This window comes from Sphingopyxis sp. H050, assembly GCF_001468265.1.
Taxonomy (GTDB): Bacteria; Pseudomonadota; Alphaproteobacteria; order Sphingomonadales; family Sphingomonadaceae; genus Sphingopyxis.
Genome location: NZ_LNRZ01000006.1, coordinates 30,800 through 45,158, shown reverse-complemented (window position 1 = coordinate 45,158; position 14,359 = coordinate 30,800). Strand labels below are relative to the sequence as shown.

Annotated in this window: 14 protein-coding genes; 7 read left to right on the top strand and 7 right to left on the bottom strand. The window is 68.1% G+C overall.

Annotated features, from left to right (window positions below; all coding sequences use genetic code 11):
* Positions 1-8 precede the first annotated feature (8 nt).
* From ATE67_RS13155 to ATE67_RS13125, 7 genes are all read left to right on the top strand, one after another.
* Positions 9-257, top strand: a complete 249-nt coding sequence (locus ATE67_RS13155; RefSeq protein WP_058817150.1) for a type II toxin-antitoxin system RelE family toxin — start codon at positions 9-11, stop codon at positions 255-257.
* A 12-nt stretch (positions 258-269) separates the two neighbouring features.
* Positions 270-611 (top strand): helix-turn-helix transcriptional regulator, encoded by a 342-nt coding sequence (locus tag ATE67_RS13150; protein ID WP_058817149.1) that lies wholly within the window; start codon positions 270-272, stop codon positions 609-611.
* Positions 612-767: 156 nt separating this feature from the next.
* Complete coding sequence (locus tag ATE67_RS13145; protein ID WP_058817148.1) at positions 768-1,112, top strand: ArsR/SmtB family transcription factor; 345 nt, start codon at positions 768-770, stop codon at positions 1,110-1,112.
* A complete protein-coding gene (locus ATE67_RS13140; protein ID WP_058817147.1) occupies positions 1,109-1,564 on the top strand; it encodes an ArsI/CadI family heavy metal resistance metalloenzyme in 456 nt (151 codons plus the stop codon). Before ATE67_RS13145 ends, ATE67_RS13140 begins: the two co-directional genes overlap by 4 nt.
* On the top strand, positions 1,561-2,070 hold the full coding sequence (locus tag ATE67_RS13135; RefSeq protein WP_058817146.1) for an arsenate reductase ArsC: 510 nt from the start codon (positions 1,561-1,563) through the stop codon (positions 2,068-2,070). The genes ATE67_RS13140 and ATE67_RS13135 overlap by 4 nt, the downstream gene beginning before the upstream one ends.
* Complete coding sequence (locus tag ATE67_RS13130; RefSeq protein ID WP_231728157.1) at positions 2,063-2,734, top strand: aquaporin; 672 nt, start codon at positions 2,063-2,065, stop codon at positions 2,732-2,734. Before ATE67_RS13135 ends, ATE67_RS13130 begins: the two co-directional genes overlap by 8 nt.
* Before the next feature lie 245 nt (positions 2,735-2,979).
* A complete protein-coding gene (locus ATE67_RS13125) occupies positions 2,980-3,585 on the top strand; it encodes a hypothetical protein (RefSeq protein ID WP_058817144.1) in 606 nt (201 codons plus the stop codon).
* 168 nt (positions 3,586-3,753) lie between these two features.
* Here ATE67_RS13125 and ATE67_RS13120 read toward each other — a convergent pair whose 3' ends face one another.
* From ATE67_RS13120 to ATE67_RS13090, 7 genes are all read right to left on the bottom strand, one after another.
* Complete coding sequence (locus ATE67_RS13120; RefSeq protein WP_058817143.1) at positions 3,754-4,938, bottom strand: GGDEF domain-containing protein; 1,185 nt, start codon at positions 4,936-4,938, stop codon at positions 3,754-3,756.
* 141 nt (positions 4,939-5,079) lie between these two features.
* Entirely contained in the window at positions 5,080-6,090 is a 1,011-nt protein-coding gene (locus ATE67_RS13115) for a LacI family DNA-binding transcriptional regulator (protein ID WP_058817142.1), read from the bottom strand.
* Between the two features lie 64 nt (positions 6,091-6,154).
* A complete protein-coding gene (locus ATE67_RS13110) occupies positions 6,155-7,147 on the bottom strand; it encodes a DUF2891 domain-containing protein (protein ID WP_058817141.1) in 993 nt (330 codons plus the stop codon).
* 117 nt (positions 7,148-7,264) lie between these two features.
* A complete protein-coding gene (locus tag ATE67_RS13105; RefSeq protein WP_058817140.1) occupies positions 7,265-8,203 on the bottom strand; it encodes a DUF979 domain-containing protein in 939 nt (312 codons plus the stop codon).
* Positions 8,200-8,883 (bottom strand): DUF969 domain-containing protein, encoded by a 684-nt coding sequence (locus ATE67_RS13100; protein WP_058817139.1) that lies wholly within the window; start codon positions 8,881-8,883, stop codon positions 8,200-8,202. Before ATE67_RS13100 ends, ATE67_RS13105 begins: the two co-directional genes overlap by 4 nt.
* 210 nt (positions 8,884-9,093) lie before the next feature.
* A complete protein-coding gene (locus ATE67_RS13095; RefSeq protein WP_058817138.1) occupies positions 9,094-12,735 on the bottom strand; it encodes a hydantoinase B/oxoprolinase family protein in 3,642 nt (1,213 codons plus the stop codon).
* Entirely contained in the window at positions 12,719-14,338 is a 1,620-nt protein-coding gene (locus ATE67_RS13090; protein WP_058817137.1) for a CHASE domain-containing protein, read from the bottom strand. The genes ATE67_RS13095 and ATE67_RS13090 overlap by 17 nt, the downstream gene beginning before the upstream one ends.
* Between the last annotated feature and the right edge of the window lie 21 nt (positions 14,339-14,359).

Here is a 14,359-nt window from a genome sequence, read left to right as displayed (position 1 = left end):
TATCCACCATGAAGCCGATCAGCTACACGCGATCCGCGATCAAGGCGCTGCAACGCATGCCCGCCAACACATCGGCGCGGATCGTCGGCAAGATCGAGGCCTATGCCGCCGACCCCGCGTCGCAGGCGAACAATGTGAAGGCGCTGAAAGGCCGCGACGGCATCCGGCTGCGCGTCGGCGACTGGCGCGTGATCATGGAGGATGGCGTCGTGTTGGCGGTGCTGGAAATCGGCCCGCGCGGCAGCGTTTATGAATGAAGGAATGACCCCATGAACAAGATGGTGACGATCCCCCGCGAAGAATATGATCGCCTGCGCGAAGCGGCCGAGGATCTGGCCGACCTCCGCGCCTATGACGGCGCCAAGGTGGCGCTGGCGGCGGGCGAGGATGAGCTGGTGCCTGCCGACTATGCCAAGCGGCTGATCGCCGGCGAAAGCCCGCTGCGCGTCTGGCGCGAACTGCGCGGGCTGTCGCAGGTCAAGTTGGGGGCGGTGTCCGGGGTCAACCGGGTGCAGATCGCCGATATCGAGGCCGGGCGCGGCAAGGGGTCGGTGGAGACGGTGCGCAAGCTGGCGGAGGCGTTGGGGGTTAGGGTGGATGATTTGGTTTGAGGATGGGCGACAGCCCCCAGGGTCGGGCCCCCAATTTGCGGTTGTTCCGTTCTTTGTCGGGTAGCCTCAAGTTCTTATTTCCAGATTTATCAAAATGAGATTGACGAGCTGACCGCGATCTGACATTTCGATGTTATTCGAAATGAGGATTCGCGAATGAAAGCCGACGCTGCCATCGATGCCTTGGGCGCCCTTGCGCAGGAGCATCGCCTCGCGCTGTTCCGTTTGCTGGTCCAGGCAGGCGAAGGCGGCCTTGCCGCCGGCGTGATCGCCGAGACGCTGGGCGTGCCGAACAGTTCGCTGTCGTTCCACCTGGCGCAGCTTCGCGAAGCGGGGCTGGTGCTGCAGGAACGGCAACATCGCTCGATCATCTATCGCGCCAACTATCCGGCGATGAATGCGCTGGTCGCGTATCTTCTGGAAAATTGCTGTGCCGGTGCCGCCGCTTGCGGGCCGGATGCAGCGTGTGAAACCCCCGCACAGGAAAGGAAAAGCGCATGAAGCGTCTGCATGTCCATGTCGGCGTCGAAAATCTCGACGCCTCGATCGGCTTCTATTCGACGATGTTCGGCGCCGAACCGACCGTCGTGAAGGACGATTACGCCAAATGGATGCTCGACGACCCGCGCGTCAATTTCGCGATCTCGGCGGGCAATCATGCGCGGAAGGGAATCGAGCATCTCGGCATTCAGGCCGAAAGCGCCGAAGAGCTTGGCGAGGTTTACAGCCGTTTGAAGGCCGCCGACAGGCCGGTGCTCGAAGAGGGTCGGACGACCTGCTGCTACGCCAAGTCCGAGAAGAGCTGGATCGCCGATCCCGACGGGATCGTCTGGGAGGCCTTTTTCACCGATGGCGAGGCGACGACCTATGGCGACAGCCCCGCGCTCGACCAGCTTGCGGGCAACGATGCGGGTTCGACCTGCTGCGTCCCCAAGTCGGTCGGTGCGGCATGACCGCGCCGTTCAACGTCCTCTTTCTTTGCACGGGCAATTCGGCGCGGTCGATCCTGTCCGAAGCCATATTGAACCGCGAAGGCGAGGGGCGCTTTCGGGCGTTTTCGGCGGGCAGCTTCCCGAAGGGCGAAGTCCATCCGGCCGCGTTGGCGCTGCTGGGTGAGCTCGGGTATGCAACCGCGGGCTATCGGTCGAAGAGCTGGGACGAGTTTGCCGCGAAGGATGCGCCGCCGCTCGATTTCATCTTCACCGTCTGCGACAACGCCGCCGGTGAGATGTGCCCGATCTGGCCGGGCAAGCCGGTGACGGCGCATTGGGGCATCGAAGACCCGGCCGCCGTCGAAGGCGACGGGCAGCGCGAGGCCTTCTGGCAGGCCTATCTTGCGCTCAAACGGCGCATCGATCTGCTGCTTGCCCTCCCGCTCGCGAGCCTCGACGAGTTGAGCCTCGCGGACCGGCTGCGCGCCATCGGCACGACCGCCGATGAGGAGGTGGCGCTTGGCTGACACGTCGCGGCTCACGCAGCGTGTCGCGGCCGAGGGCGTAGGCGCCTTCTTCCTGTTCGCCTGTGTCATCGGGTCGGGGATCATGGCGCAGGGGCTGTCGGGCGGGAATGACGGCGTCGCCTTGCTCGCGAACACGATCGCGACGGGCGCCATCCTGTTTGTGCTGATCACGATGCTCGGTCCGATTTCGGGGGCGCATTTCAATCCGGCGGTGACGCTGGTCTTTGCGCTGCGGCGCGAACTGCCGTGGCTCGACGCCGGCGCCTATGTCGCCGCCCAGCTGGCCTTCGGCGTTTTGGGCGCGTGGGTCGCGCATCTGATGTTCGACCTGCCGACGCTCCAGCTTTCGGTTAAGACGAGAACCGGATTGGGGCAGTGGGTGGGCGAGTTCGTCGCCACTTTCGGCCTTGTGCTGACCATTCTCGGGACGGTGAAATACAGGCCGCAGGCCGTGGCGGCGTCGGTAGGGCTGTATATCACCGCCGCCTATTGGTTCACGTCCTCGACCAGCTTTGCAAATCCGGCGATCACCGTGGCGCGCAGCCTTTCGGACACGTTCGCGGGGATCGCGCCGCACGATGTGCCGATGTTCATCGCCGCGCAACTCATCGGCGCGGTCAGTGCAATGATCGTCGGAGGCTTCCTTTTCGCATCGCGAAAATAGTGCTTTCCTACATTATCCAAATAGGTTCAAAGTCATTCCGATTCATTCCAAGTGATTCGGGAGATGGAGCTATGGCGCGTAAGGTGGTGCGGGATTCGCGGGGGAAATCGGGGGAGCAAGGCGGCTTGGGGGATGGGGCCCTCCCCGCTGCGACCAGCGGGCAAGCCCGCAAGTCTCGCTCCGCCTCCCGCAAGCGGGACGGAGGTAAAGAGGGGCGGGCGGGGAGCAAGGCGACCAATCCCTTCATGCCCGGGCTGCGGGTGCGCTCCGACGGGTGGACGGCGGCGCGGACGCGGGTGTTTCTGGCCGTTCTGGGGCAAACGGGGTGCATCACCGATGCGGCGCGGATTGCGGGGGTCAGCCGGACGTCGGTCAATCGGTCGCGCGCGCTGTTCGCGCCGTTCGACACGGCGTGCGGCGAGGCGATCGCGCGGGCGCTGCGCGGGCTGGAGGCGGTCGCTTACGAGCGCGCGGTGGAGGGGCGCGAGATGGTCGTCATCCGCGACGGCAAGGAGGTCGAGCGGCGGATCGTGCCGTCGGATTCGATGCTGGGGCTGCTGATCAAACGCGGCGACCTGAAGACCGGGCGCGACGTGCAACTGACGCCGGAAGAGGCGCGGGCCTATGAGCTGCCCGCCGCGGTGCGGCACCGCTTCCTGTCGCGCGAGGAATATTTCGACGGCATCGTCTTCGACAAGACGCGCGACGACTGGGATGCGGGCAAGGTGCAGGGGCCGACCTCCGAAGAGACCGACGCGGCGATCCTCGACCGCGTCCCCAAGCTGCGCCAGCAGCGCGGGTTCGAACGGATGCTGTGCGAGGATTGCGGCGCGTCGATCTGGGGCGACTAGGGAGCGGGCGCCGATCCCGGGATCGGGGTCTGCGCTTGCGGCCGAGCGCGCTGCTGAACGCGGTCGGGATCGTGGTGACGGTGCCTCGAGGCGGAGGCCTCAGTGGGGCAGAGGCTTGATAAGGCCGATAAGGCGATGAAATCCGTCCCCAATATGACGTGGTCGGGCCTAGCCGGCCGCGGCGGCGGGCGGCAGCACCGGTTCGGGGCGGAAGGCGCGGACGCGGTTGCGGCCCGCGCGCTTCGCATCGTAGAGCGCCTGGTCGGCGCGGCGCATCAACTGCGACAGGCCTTCGCCCGCCATGCCCGCGGCGAGGCCGATGCTGGTCGTCGGGACGAGGCTAGGCGGGATGGTCTCGGCGCAGCTGGTCGGGAAGCCGATGCGGATGACCTCGGCGAGGCGGCGGGCGGTCTCGATGCCGGTGCCGGGGAGCAGCAGGGCGAACTCCTCGCCGCCGATCCGGCCGGCGACCATGTCCCCGGGCCCGAGCGCGCGGACGTGCGCGCCGAACGCGGTGATGATCGCGTCGCCCATCGCGTGGCCGTGCCGGTCGTTGACCTGCTTGAAATGGTCGAGGTCGGCGATGAGCAGCGCGACGGGGCGGTCGTCGTCGAGGCTGCGGCGGAGCGCGGCGCCCGCCGCGCCCTCGAACCCGCGGCGGTTGAGCAGGCCCGAGAGCTGATCGTCGTCGGCCTCGCGGCGGAGCTCGGCGATCATGTCGATCGCGACCGCGACCATCAGGCTGATCGCCGCGACGATCGACACCATCGCCTGGGTGAACTGGACGGTGGTCCAATAGATCGACTGCTGGAAACCCACATAGGAATCGAAGCCGCCGACGAAGGCGAAGATGACGAGCGGCCGGATGATGAGGTTCGCGGCCGAGAGCGCCGCGACCCCGAAAAGCAGGCGGTCGATCAGGTGCGGCTTGGCGATCGGCCACAGCGCGTGCACGACCATCAGCGCGATCGCGCCCGCGCCGGCGCTGATCGCATAGATGCGCGCGGTGATGTCGGGATCGCCGAGCAGGAACCAGATGAAGATGGCGAGCGAGACCGCCGCGACGATGCTCATCGCGCGCCAGGGGACGGGCAGGTGGTAGCGTTCGATGATCGCGGCCGCGAAGAGCATGCCGGTCGCGAGGAACCCGGCGTTGGCGGGCAGGCGCTGCAGCTCCATCGGCAGGACGGGCGCAACATCCTGGATCAGGAAGGCGAAGGCGGTGGCGAGATAGGCGCCCGCGGCATAGGCGACATAACGCTCGCGGCGGTTCAGCCACATCAGGAAGAATGCGGTGGCGAACAGCAGGCCGATGCCCGGATTGAGCAGCGAGATGAAAAGCTGTCCCTGCAAATGCTCCCTGCCTTCTCTCCCCGCCCCCAGGGTAGCGCGGCATGGATAAGGATTTCTGATATTTAGGGGAGTTAAGTCACGGTGACGAATGCGACGAAGCGAGGCTTTTCGATTTAACCTCCCGCGAGCGGGAGGCGGGGCTCAGGCCGTGCCGCGCACCACGAGGTGGACCGGGATGCGGGTGCCGCTGCGGGTGAAGTCGTCGTCCTCGAGCGCCATCGCGACGAGCGCTTCGCCGGCGGCGTCGAGATCGGGCTCGAGCGAGGTCAGCGCCGGATCGGCGAGCGTGCCGGCGCGAATGCCGTCGAAGCCGATGAGCGCGATGTCGTCGGGCACGCGGCGGCCGCCGTCCTTGAGACCCTGCAGCACGCCGAGCGCCAGCATGTCCGACGCCGCGAAGATCGCATCGACGTCGGGGTGCGCCGCCAGCAGCTCGGCGGCGGCGGCGACGCCCTGCGCGTGGCGGTCGATGGCGGCGGGCGGCTCGGCGATGATCGGCGCGATGCCGTGCGCGGCGAGGGCCGCGGTGAAGCCGTCGCGGCGCTCGTCGAACTGGCGCTGCGGCGAACGCTGCGGGCCGACGAAGGCGATGCGCCTGCGGCCGCGCGCGACCAGATGCTCGGCGGCGAGGCGGCCGCCGGTGTCGTTGTCGCTGCGCATCCAGTGGAAGGGATCGCCGGGGCTGCCCCAGCAGACGAAGTCGAGGCCCGAACGCTGCGCCTCGGCGAAATAGTCCCACGCCGCGCGGTTGCTGGTCGTGCCGATGACGATCATCGCGTCGGCGAGCCCCGACGCGACGAAATCGGCGCGGAAATTGCCGGGGCTTTCCTGGAAGGAGACGAGCAGGTTGAAGCCGCGCGCCGAGGTCGCGGCGGCGATGCTGCCGAGCAGCGCGAAATAGAAGGGGTTGATCGCGCTGCGATCCTCGCCGGGGCGGCAGATGGTGACGAGCGCGAGCGTCTCGCTGCTCTTGAGGCGCAGCGACGAGGCGTGGCGGTCGACGACATAGCCGAGCTCGCGCGCGGCGGTGGAGACGCGGGCGCGGGTTTCGGCGTTGACGCCGGGGCTGTTCCTGAGCGCGCGCGAGACGGTCGATTGCGACACGCCCGCGCGCTCGGCGACGTCGAACGATGTCGGGCGCAGCGTTTTCATGGCGGTCCGTCTCCCCTTTCCGCCGTCTCTCGCCGCGCGGACGGGGCTTGTCAATGCGGCCCTGTCAGAGCCCGTCGAGCGCGAGCAGCGCGAAGCTCGCGAGCCAATGCTCGCCCATATAGTCGCCGGTGACGTGCGGGAGCGCGGCGGCGAGGTGGCGCTGTGCGGCGGCTTCGGCGACCGGGCTGGCCGGGTGCGCGGGACCGAGCGCGGCGGCGATGGCGCGCCAGCTCCACGCACGGCTGAGATTGAGGCCGTCGAGGTGGGCGATCTTGCCGTCGCTGCGGTCTGAGACGGTCGCGGGAGTGAAAAGCGTCGGGGGCTGCTCCTGCGCGGCGCGCGGGAGGAAGGCGTCGAACCAGCGCGCGACGTCGCTGCCGAGGACGACCGCCATCAGATGCGCCTCGGTGAGCGCCGAGGAGAGGAACTCATCGCCGCCGGGTTCCCACGCCTGGCAGTCGCGGTCGTCGGCGAACCAGCGGCGCGCGCTGGCGTCGATCAGGGCGACCAGCGCGGGGTCGCGGTCGTCGGCCCAATGGCGGGCGAGGAGGAGGGCGAAGGCGATGTTGAAATGGGTGCCAACGCGCAAGGGATAGGTCATCTTGGGCAGGAAGGCGTGGAAGCGCGCGGCGAAGGCGAGGGCGAGCGGCTCGAGCGCGGCGCCCCAAGGGGCGTCGTGGCTTGTCGCCTCGGCGTGGAGCGCGAGGAGCCAGGCCCAGCCATAGGGGCGTTCGAAGGCGGCCGCGTAAGGGCGATCGAGGAAAGCGAGCTCGCCCGCGACCTTTTCGGGGACGAGCATCGCGTCGGCGCGGGCGCGGATGTCGGCGGCGACGGCGAGGTCGGGGAAGCGGCGCGTGAGACGGAGGATCTGCCACCAGCCGTGAACGCAGCTGTGCCAGTCGAAGCTGCCGTGGAAGATCGGATGATGCTCGCGCGGGGGCTTGGCGTCCTCGGGGCCGTTCAGGACGAGGTCCATCTTGCACGGATATTCGCGGCCGAGATGCGACAGGGTGGCGGTGGCGAAGCGGGTGGCGTGGGCGGGGGTGAGGTGGGTCATCTGCCCATCCCTATGCGTTCGTGCTGAGCTTGTCGAAGCACCGTCCTTCTTACTGTTGGCTTGAAAGAAAGAACGGCCCTTCGACAAGCTCAGGGCGAACGGAACAAGAGGGCGGTGTCAGAAGGCAAACAGCCAGATGAAGAGGATGTTGACCGCGAGCAAAGGCAGCGCGGTGCCGATCTGGGCCCTGATCACGCCATAGGGATTTTTGAGCTCGAGCAGCGCCGCGGGGACGAGGTTGAAGTTCGCGGCCATCGGGGTCATCAGCGTGCCGCAGAAGCCCGCGAGCATGCCGATCGCCGCGACGACCGCGGGGTCGCCGCCATAATGTTTGATGAGCAGGGGCAGGCCGACCGCGGCCATCATCACCGGGAAGGCGGCGAAGGCGTTGCCCATCACCATCGTGAACAGCGCCATGCCGAGCCCGAAGGCGAGCACCGCGCCGAACAGGCTGCCCGCAGGGATCGCCGAGCCGATGAGGCCGCCGACGACTTCGCCGACGCCCGCGAGCGCGAAGACCGCGCCGAGGCTGGCGAGCATCTGCGGCAGGATCGCCGCCCAGCCGACCGAGTCGAGCAGGCGGCGGCCCTGCTGGAGCGGGAGGATCGGCGCGGGACGGAGCCGCGCCATACCCACCGCGAGCGCGATCAGCACGCCGAGCGCGAGCGAGATCAAGGTCGCCTGCTTCTGTTCGACGAGATTGGGCACCCATTTGAAGAGGAAGGTGCCCGTGAGCGCGACGACCGGGATGATCAGCGCCACAAGGAGCAGGAAATTGCCGTAGCGGGCGGCGCGTTCCGCCTGAATCTCTGGCGGGACTTCGCCGCCGGGGGCGCGGCCGATCTGGCCCGCGCCCGCAATCGCGACGAGCGCGAGGACGAGCAGGCCGTTGCCGAAATCGCCAAGATAGTCGCCGAGCAGCATCGACGCCGCGAGCAGCCCCCAGAAGGCGGCGTTGCCGAAGCGCTTGCGGTTGGTGCGGTCGTAGAGGCCGAGCAACGCGAAGAGGGCGAAGGTAATCCCGGCGAGGATATAGACGAAGTCGAGCGTGATCATGCCCCCGCCTCCGGCCCGATTGGGGTTTGCGCCATCCGCTTTTCGAGGCGGCGAAGGCGGAAGCCGTGGATCAGAAAGGCGGCGATCGCGGTCGGGATCGCCCAGAGCGAGAAGTGCAGCGGCTCGATCTGATAGCCATAGCCGTCGAGCAGGCCCTTCATCAGCAGGATCGAACCGATCGCGAGGAAGATATCCTCGCCGAAGAAAAGGCCGACATTGTCGGTCGCAGCGGCGAAGGCCTTGACCTCTTCGCGCTGGTCTTCGGTGAGCGCGCCGTTCTTCGCCTCGGCGGCGGCTTCGGCCATCGGCGCGACGAGCGGGCGGACGGTCTGGGCATGACCGGCGACCGAGGTGAGGCCGACCGCGGCCATCGCCTGGCGGAGCAGGAGGTAGCCGGTGAGCAGGCGGCCGAGCGTCGCGCCCTTCATGCGGTCGATCAGGCTGCGCGCATGCTGTTGCAGGCCATAGGCCTCGAGCAGGCCGATGACGGGGAGGACGATCCAGATGATCGAGACATAACGCGTATCGTTGAACGCCTTGCCGAAGGCGGCGATAATGGCATGCACGTCCAGCCCCGCGGCGAGCCCGGTCGCGAGCGCCGAGGCCATGATGACGAGCAGCGGGTTGAAGCGCAGCACGAAGCCCGCGATGATGATGAGGATGCCGATCAGGACGAGCATCAGCTATGTGCCTGCGATGTGGGTGTTGAAAGGGGTTCACGCGAAGACGCGAAGGCGCGAAGAGGCAGGCGTGGGCCGTAAGGCCCCCTATTTCGTCGATCCTCGCTTTGGTGGCAGCGTCGAAAGAGAAGGCCGCTTCGCGGCAAACGCCTCTTCTTCGCGCCTTCGCGTCTTCGCGTGAACCAAATTTTTGCCTGACCCAGCATCGCGTCAGTCCCCCAATTTGCCATAGCCGCCGCCACCGGGCGTCTCGATCACGAAGGCGTCGCCCGCGGCGAGTTCCGCGCTGCCCGTCGCGGCCAGCATTTCGATGCGGCCGTCGGCGCGTTCGATCCAGTTGCGGCCCGGCGCGGCGTCGCCGCCGCCCGCGAGGCCCGCGGGGGCGATCTTGCGGCGGCCCGCAAGGATGTTCGCGGCCATCGGCTCGCGGAAGCGGATGCGGCGGATCGCGCCGTCGCCGCCGTGCCATTGGCCCGCGCCGCCCGAGCCTTGGCGGATCGAAAATTCCTCGACGATGACGGGGAAGCGCATTTCCATGACTTCCGGGTCGGTCATGCGGCTGTTGGTCATGTGCGTCTGGATGACGCTGGCGCCGTCGAAGCCCGGACCGGCGCCCGAGCCGCCGGCGATCGTTTCATAATATTGATACGCTTCGTTGCCGAAGGTGAAATTGTTCATCGTGCCCTGCGCGGGAGCCATCGCGCCGAAGGCCGCGAACAGCGCGTCGGTGATGACCTGGCTCGTCTCGACATTGCCTGCGACGACCGCGGCGGGATAGGCCGGGGACAGCATCGAATTTTCGGGAACGATCAGCGTGACGGGGGCGAGGCAGCCTTCGTTCATCGGGATCGGGTCGTCGAGCATCGTGCGCAGGACATAGAGGACGGCCGCGCGGACGACCGGCAGCGGGGCGTTGAAATTGTCGGGGAGCGTCGCCGACGAGCCGGTGAAGTCGATGGTGACGTGGCGCGCGTCGCGGTCGACCTTGACGGCGACCACGACCTCGGCGCCATTGTCCATCGCGTAGCGGAACTGGCCGTCGTCGAGGCGGGCGATGAGCTGGCGGACGGCGGCTTCGGCCTGTGCCTGTCCATGCGCCATATAGGCGGCGACGGTTTGGACGCCGTGCGCGGCGCTGAGGTCGGCGAGCGCGCTGGCGCCGCGCTGGCAGGCGGCGACCTGCGCCTTGAGGTCGGCGATGTTGAGCGCGGGGTTGCGCGCCGGCCACGGGCCGTCGAGGAGGTGCGCGGCGACTTCGGCGTCGCGGAAATTCCCGTCGTCGACGATCAGGACGTTATCGAAAAGGATGCCTTCGTCGGCGATGCTCCTGCTGTCGGGCGGCATCGAGCCGGGGGCGATGCCGCCGAGGTCGGCGTGGTGGCCGCGCGCGGCGACGAAGAAGTCGGGCGTATCGCCATCGACGAAGACCGGCATGATGACGGTGATGTCGGGCAGATGCGTGCCGCCGTCATAGGGGGCGTTGAGCGCATAGGCGTCGCCGCGTTTGATGCCGCGGCCGTCGCTGCTGCGCTGGCGGAGGATCGTACGGACGCTCTCGCCCATCGAGCCCAGGTGGACGGGCATATGCGGCGCATTGGCGACGAGGCGGCCGGCGCCGTCGAAGATCGCGCAGGAGAAATCGAGCCGCTCGCGGATGTTGATCGACGAGGCGCTGTGCTGGAGCGCGCCGCCCATTTCCTCGGCGATCGCCATGAACAGGCTGTTGAAGATTTCGAGGCGGATGGGGTCGGGGGCGTTCGAGCTCCCGGGCGAAAGCCGGGGCCCAGAGTGGGGTGCGGACGGCGCGCTGTCGCGCGCGATTTCTGTTGCGCTGGGCCCCGGCTTTCGCCGGGGAGCACTTACGAGTTTCAGCGTCCCCTCATGCTCGACCGTCGCATGCCAGCCGGGTTCGACGATGGTCGTCGACAGCGCGTCGATGATGATCGCGGGGCCGGCGACGGTGCGGCCGGGGACGAGGGCGCTGCGCTGGTGGAGCGGGACGTCGTGCGCGGCGCCGGCGAGCCACGCGGTGACGGTTTCGGGCGCGGTTTCGGCCGAGGAGGCGGGCGGGGGCAGCTCGGCGGGGGCGTCGCCGACCTCGGTCAGCTCGACGCGGATACGGTCGACGACGAGATCGGCGTGCGGGGCGTAGCCGAAGCGATGGCGGAAGGCGGCGGCGAAGGCCTGCGCGACCTCGGTCGGCGGGGCGAGCGGGAGTTCGATCGCGTTGTCGCCGTCGGCAAGGCGGACGAAGAGCAGGGTTTCGCGGGTGGTCTCGGCGTCGGGGGCAAGATCGGCGCGGGCTTGCTGCGACAATTCGGCTTCGATGGTGGTGAGCGCTTCGGCGCAATGCTCGTCGAGTTTCAGGCCGAGCGTGCGTTCGCGGATCGCCGAGGGGCGCGCGAGGCCCATGCCATAGGCCGAGAGTACGCCGGCGAGCGGGTGAAGCAGGATTTCGTCGACGCCGAGCGCGTCGGCGACGAGGCAGACATGCTGACCCGCGGCGCCGCCGAAGCCGACGAGGCTGTAGCCCTGCGTCACGTCGTGGCCGCGCGCGATGGTGATGCGCTTGATCGCGTTCGCCATCTGCTGGACCGCGATGGCGAGCAGGCCTTCGGCTAGGGCTTTGGGGGAGAGCCCAACCTCGGCGGCCATCGTTGCGAATTTGCGCACGACCACCTCGCGATCGAGCGGCTGGTCGCCGTTGGGGCCGAAGAGTTTGGGGAAGTGATCGGGCTGGATCTTGCCGAGCAGCACGTTGCAGTCGGTGACGGTCAGCGGCCCGCCGCGGCCATAGGCGGCGGGGCCGGGGTTCGCGCCCGCGCTCTCGGGGCCGACGAGGAGCCGCGCGCCGTCCCAGCGGCAGATCGAGCCGCCGCCCGCCGCCACGGTGTGGATGCGGAGCATCGGCGCGCGGATGCGCGTGCCCGCGACGATGGTCTCGTTATCGCGTTCGAGGCGCCCGGCATAATGGCTGACGTCGGTCGACGTGCCGCCCATGTCGAAGCCGACCAGGCGGTCCTTGCCCAGCGGCGCGGCGCTGCCGACCATGCCGACGATGCCGCCCGCGGGGCCGGAGAGAATCGCGTCGCGGCCATGGAAGGCGGATGCGGACGCGAGGCCGCCCGAGCTTTTCATGAATTGCGGGTCGATGCCCGCTCCCAGCTGGGCGACGAACTGGTCGACATAGTGGCGCAGGACGGGCGAGAGATAGGCGTCGGCGAGCGTGGTGTCGCCGCGGCCGACGAGCTTGATGAGGGCGCTGACGTCATGGCTCGTCGAGATTTGCGTGAAGCCGAGGTCGGCGGCGATTTCGGCAATGCGCTGCTCGTGCGCGGGGTAGCGATAGCCGTGCATCAGCACGATCGCGATGCTGGCGAGGCCGCGGTCGCGGGCGGCTTGCAAAGCGGCGCGCGCCCGTTCTTCGTCGAGCGGGGTCAGGACGGCGCCGTCGGGGCTCATGCGCTCGGTGATTTCGGCGACGGCGGCGTGCGGTGGCGGGATGCGGTCCAGTTTGCGGGCGAAGAGGTCGGGGCGGTCCTGATAGCCGATGGTTAGCGCGTCGCCGAACCCCTTGGTGATCGCGAGCAGGGTCGGCTCGCCCTTGCGTTCGAGGAGGGCATTGGTCGCGACGGTCGAGCCCATCCGGATCGCGAGCGGGGGGAGCGCGCCGGTGCCGGCTCCAGTCAGGTCGCGGATCGCATCCACCGCCGCGTCGCCGGGACGCGCCGGGTCTTCGCTCAGATATTTGGTGGTGACGACGCTGCCGTCCGGTCGGCGCGCGACGACGTCGGTGAAGGTGCCGCCGCGGTCGATCCAGATATGCCAGCGGTCGTCAGGTTGCAGTGCCATCGTCCGGCCAGCGAATGACGATCGAAAGGCTGTTGTCAACGGCGGTGCGTTGCCAACTGCCCCTCAATTGCCGTTCGATCAGCGAGCGGATGAACTGGGTCCCGAAGCTTTCGGTGTCGATCAGCGGCGTGGTGGCAAGACTGCTTTCGACCCAGCGCAGCTCGATGTGGCTGCCGTCGCGGCGCCAGCTGATCGCAAGGTCTCCCGTGCCCGACAGCGCGCCATATTTGATGCTGTTGGTCACCAATTCGTGGAGCGCGAGCGAGATCGCCTGCGCCGCATCGTCGTCGAGGCGGACTTCGGGGCCTTTGACCGCCGCCTGCCGCTCGGCCGACCAGCCGGCGATCTCGAGCTCGCGGCGGATGATTGCGCCGAGTTCGACGAAACCCACCGCGCCGGTGACGAGCATCTGCTTGGCGTCGGAGAGCGCGCGCATGCGGCCGTCGAACTTGGTTTCGAAGTCCTGAAGGCTTTCGGATTCGCGCAAGGTGATGCGCGCGAGCGCGCCGATCCGGGCGAAGGCGTTCTTCATGCGGTGCGCCATCTCGCCGATCATCAGCTCGCGGTCCTCGGCGTGGCGCGCCTGTTCCTCGGCAAGCGCCTGCGCGGCAAGGGTGCGGCGCTGCTGGACGCGGTGGAGCTGGGTCGCGAGGATCGCCAGCAGCAGGCCGAAGATAAAAATGCCGAGCGGGCGTCCCAGCCGTTCGAGCAGACGGCCATAGGAAATGCGCATCGTCCATTCGCGGTCGGCGACGCGCAGCTTCTGCTCGTGCGCGTCCCAGCCGACCTTGCCGTGGCGATAGAGGAGCTGGGCGTTAGGACCGTCGCCGGCGTAGACTTCTATCCCGTCGATGCCGTTGATCTGTTCGCCGAGGATCGCCTGCATCACGTCCTTGCTGCGGAAGGGAGCATAGATGAACGCCTCGATCGGCCGCGTTCCAGGCCGGCTCGCGATGCTGGTCAGCGGCAAGGCCGGTTGCCGGGCATAGACGGGGATATAGATGAGAAAGCCGTTCTGCTTCTGCTTCGCGGCGCGTTCCTGCGCGAGCTGGACGACGCCGGTCACGGCGGGCTGGCCGGTCTGCCAAGCGCGGCGCATTGCGGCGCGGCGCGTCGGCTCGCTGTACATGTCGAGGCCGAGAGCGACGTGGCGGCGTGGCGTATACGGCTCGACGAGGACGACCGCGAAGCCGATCTTCTGATCGGTCGCCGCCGGCCAAATCTTGATCTCCTGCCCGTAATTCTGGCGCAGCTGTGCCTCGACAAGCCTTGGCGATCCCGCCGGGAAGGCGGCGGCGATCCCGATCCCCTCCATGCCCGGGGTTCGCACCTGCGGCTGCAGCGAGGACAGATAGGCGCGGATGCCGGGGCCGCTCGAACGCGAATCCGATTGATAGAGCGCGCGGACGCCCTCGAGCACGGCGACATGGTCGCGCAGGCGCATATTGACCTGCATCGCGACGCGCGCGGCCTGATCCTCCTCTTCGGACTGGTTGTAGAAAAAGCTCGCGGCGGCGGCGAGGAGCGTGGCAAGCAGGATGACAAGTCCGACGAAGCGGACGAGCAGGCCCATCAGCCGGTCTGCCCAGGACGAAGGCCGCATTGCGTTGATTCCTGCTTGATT

What these genes read in the sequence shown, in the direction of transcription:
- ATE67_RS13150 (WP_058817149.1), top strand. Translation starts at nt 270, where the DNA reads ATGAACAAGATGGTGACGATCCCCCGCGAAGAATATGATCGCCTGCGC.
- ATE67_RS13140 (WP_058817147.1), top strand. Translation starts at nt 1,109, where the DNA reads ATGAAGCGTCTGCATGTCCATGTCGGCGTCGAAAATCTCGACGCCTCG.
- ATE67_RS13145 (WP_058817148.1), top strand. Translation starts at nt 768, where the DNA reads ATGAAAGCCGACGCTGCCATCGATGCCTTGGGCGCCCTTGCGCAGGAG.
- ATE67_RS13100 (WP_058817139.1), bottom strand. Translation starts at nt 8,883, where the DNA reads ATGCTCGTCCTGATCGGCATCCTCATCATCATCGCGGGCTTCGTGCTG.
- ATE67_RS13110 (WP_058817141.1), bottom strand. Translation starts at nt 7,147, where the DNA reads ATGACCCACCTCACCCCCGCCCACGCCACCCGCTTCGCCACCGCCACC.
- ATE67_RS13155 (WP_058817150.1), top strand. Translation starts at nt 9, where the DNA reads ATGAAGCCGATCAGCTACACGCGATCCGCGATCAAGGCGCTGCAACGC.
- ATE67_RS13115 (WP_058817142.1), bottom strand. Translation starts at nt 6,090, where the DNA reads ATGAAAACGCTGCGCCCGACATCGTTCGACGTCGCCGAGCGCGCGGGC.
- ATE67_RS13135 (WP_058817146.1), top strand. Translation starts at nt 1,561, where the DNA reads ATGACCGCGCCGTTCAACGTCCTCTTTCTTTGCACGGGCAATTCGGCG.
- ATE67_RS13105 (WP_058817140.1), bottom strand. Translation starts at nt 8,203, where the DNA reads ATGATCACGCTCGACTTCGTCTATATCCTCGCCGGGATTACCTTCGCC.
- ATE67_RS13090 (WP_058817137.1), bottom strand. Translation starts at nt 14,338, where the DNA reads ATGCGGCCTTCGTCCTGGGCAGACCGGCTGATGGGCCTGCTCGTCCGC.
- ATE67_RS13095 (WP_058817138.1), bottom strand. Translation starts at nt 12,735, where the DNA reads ATGGCACTGCAACCTGACGACCGCTGGCATATCTGGATCGACCGCGGC.
- ATE67_RS13125 (WP_058817144.1), top strand. Translation starts at nt 2,980, where the DNA reads ATGCCCGGGCTGCGGGTGCGCTCCGACGGGTGGACGGCGGCGCGGACG.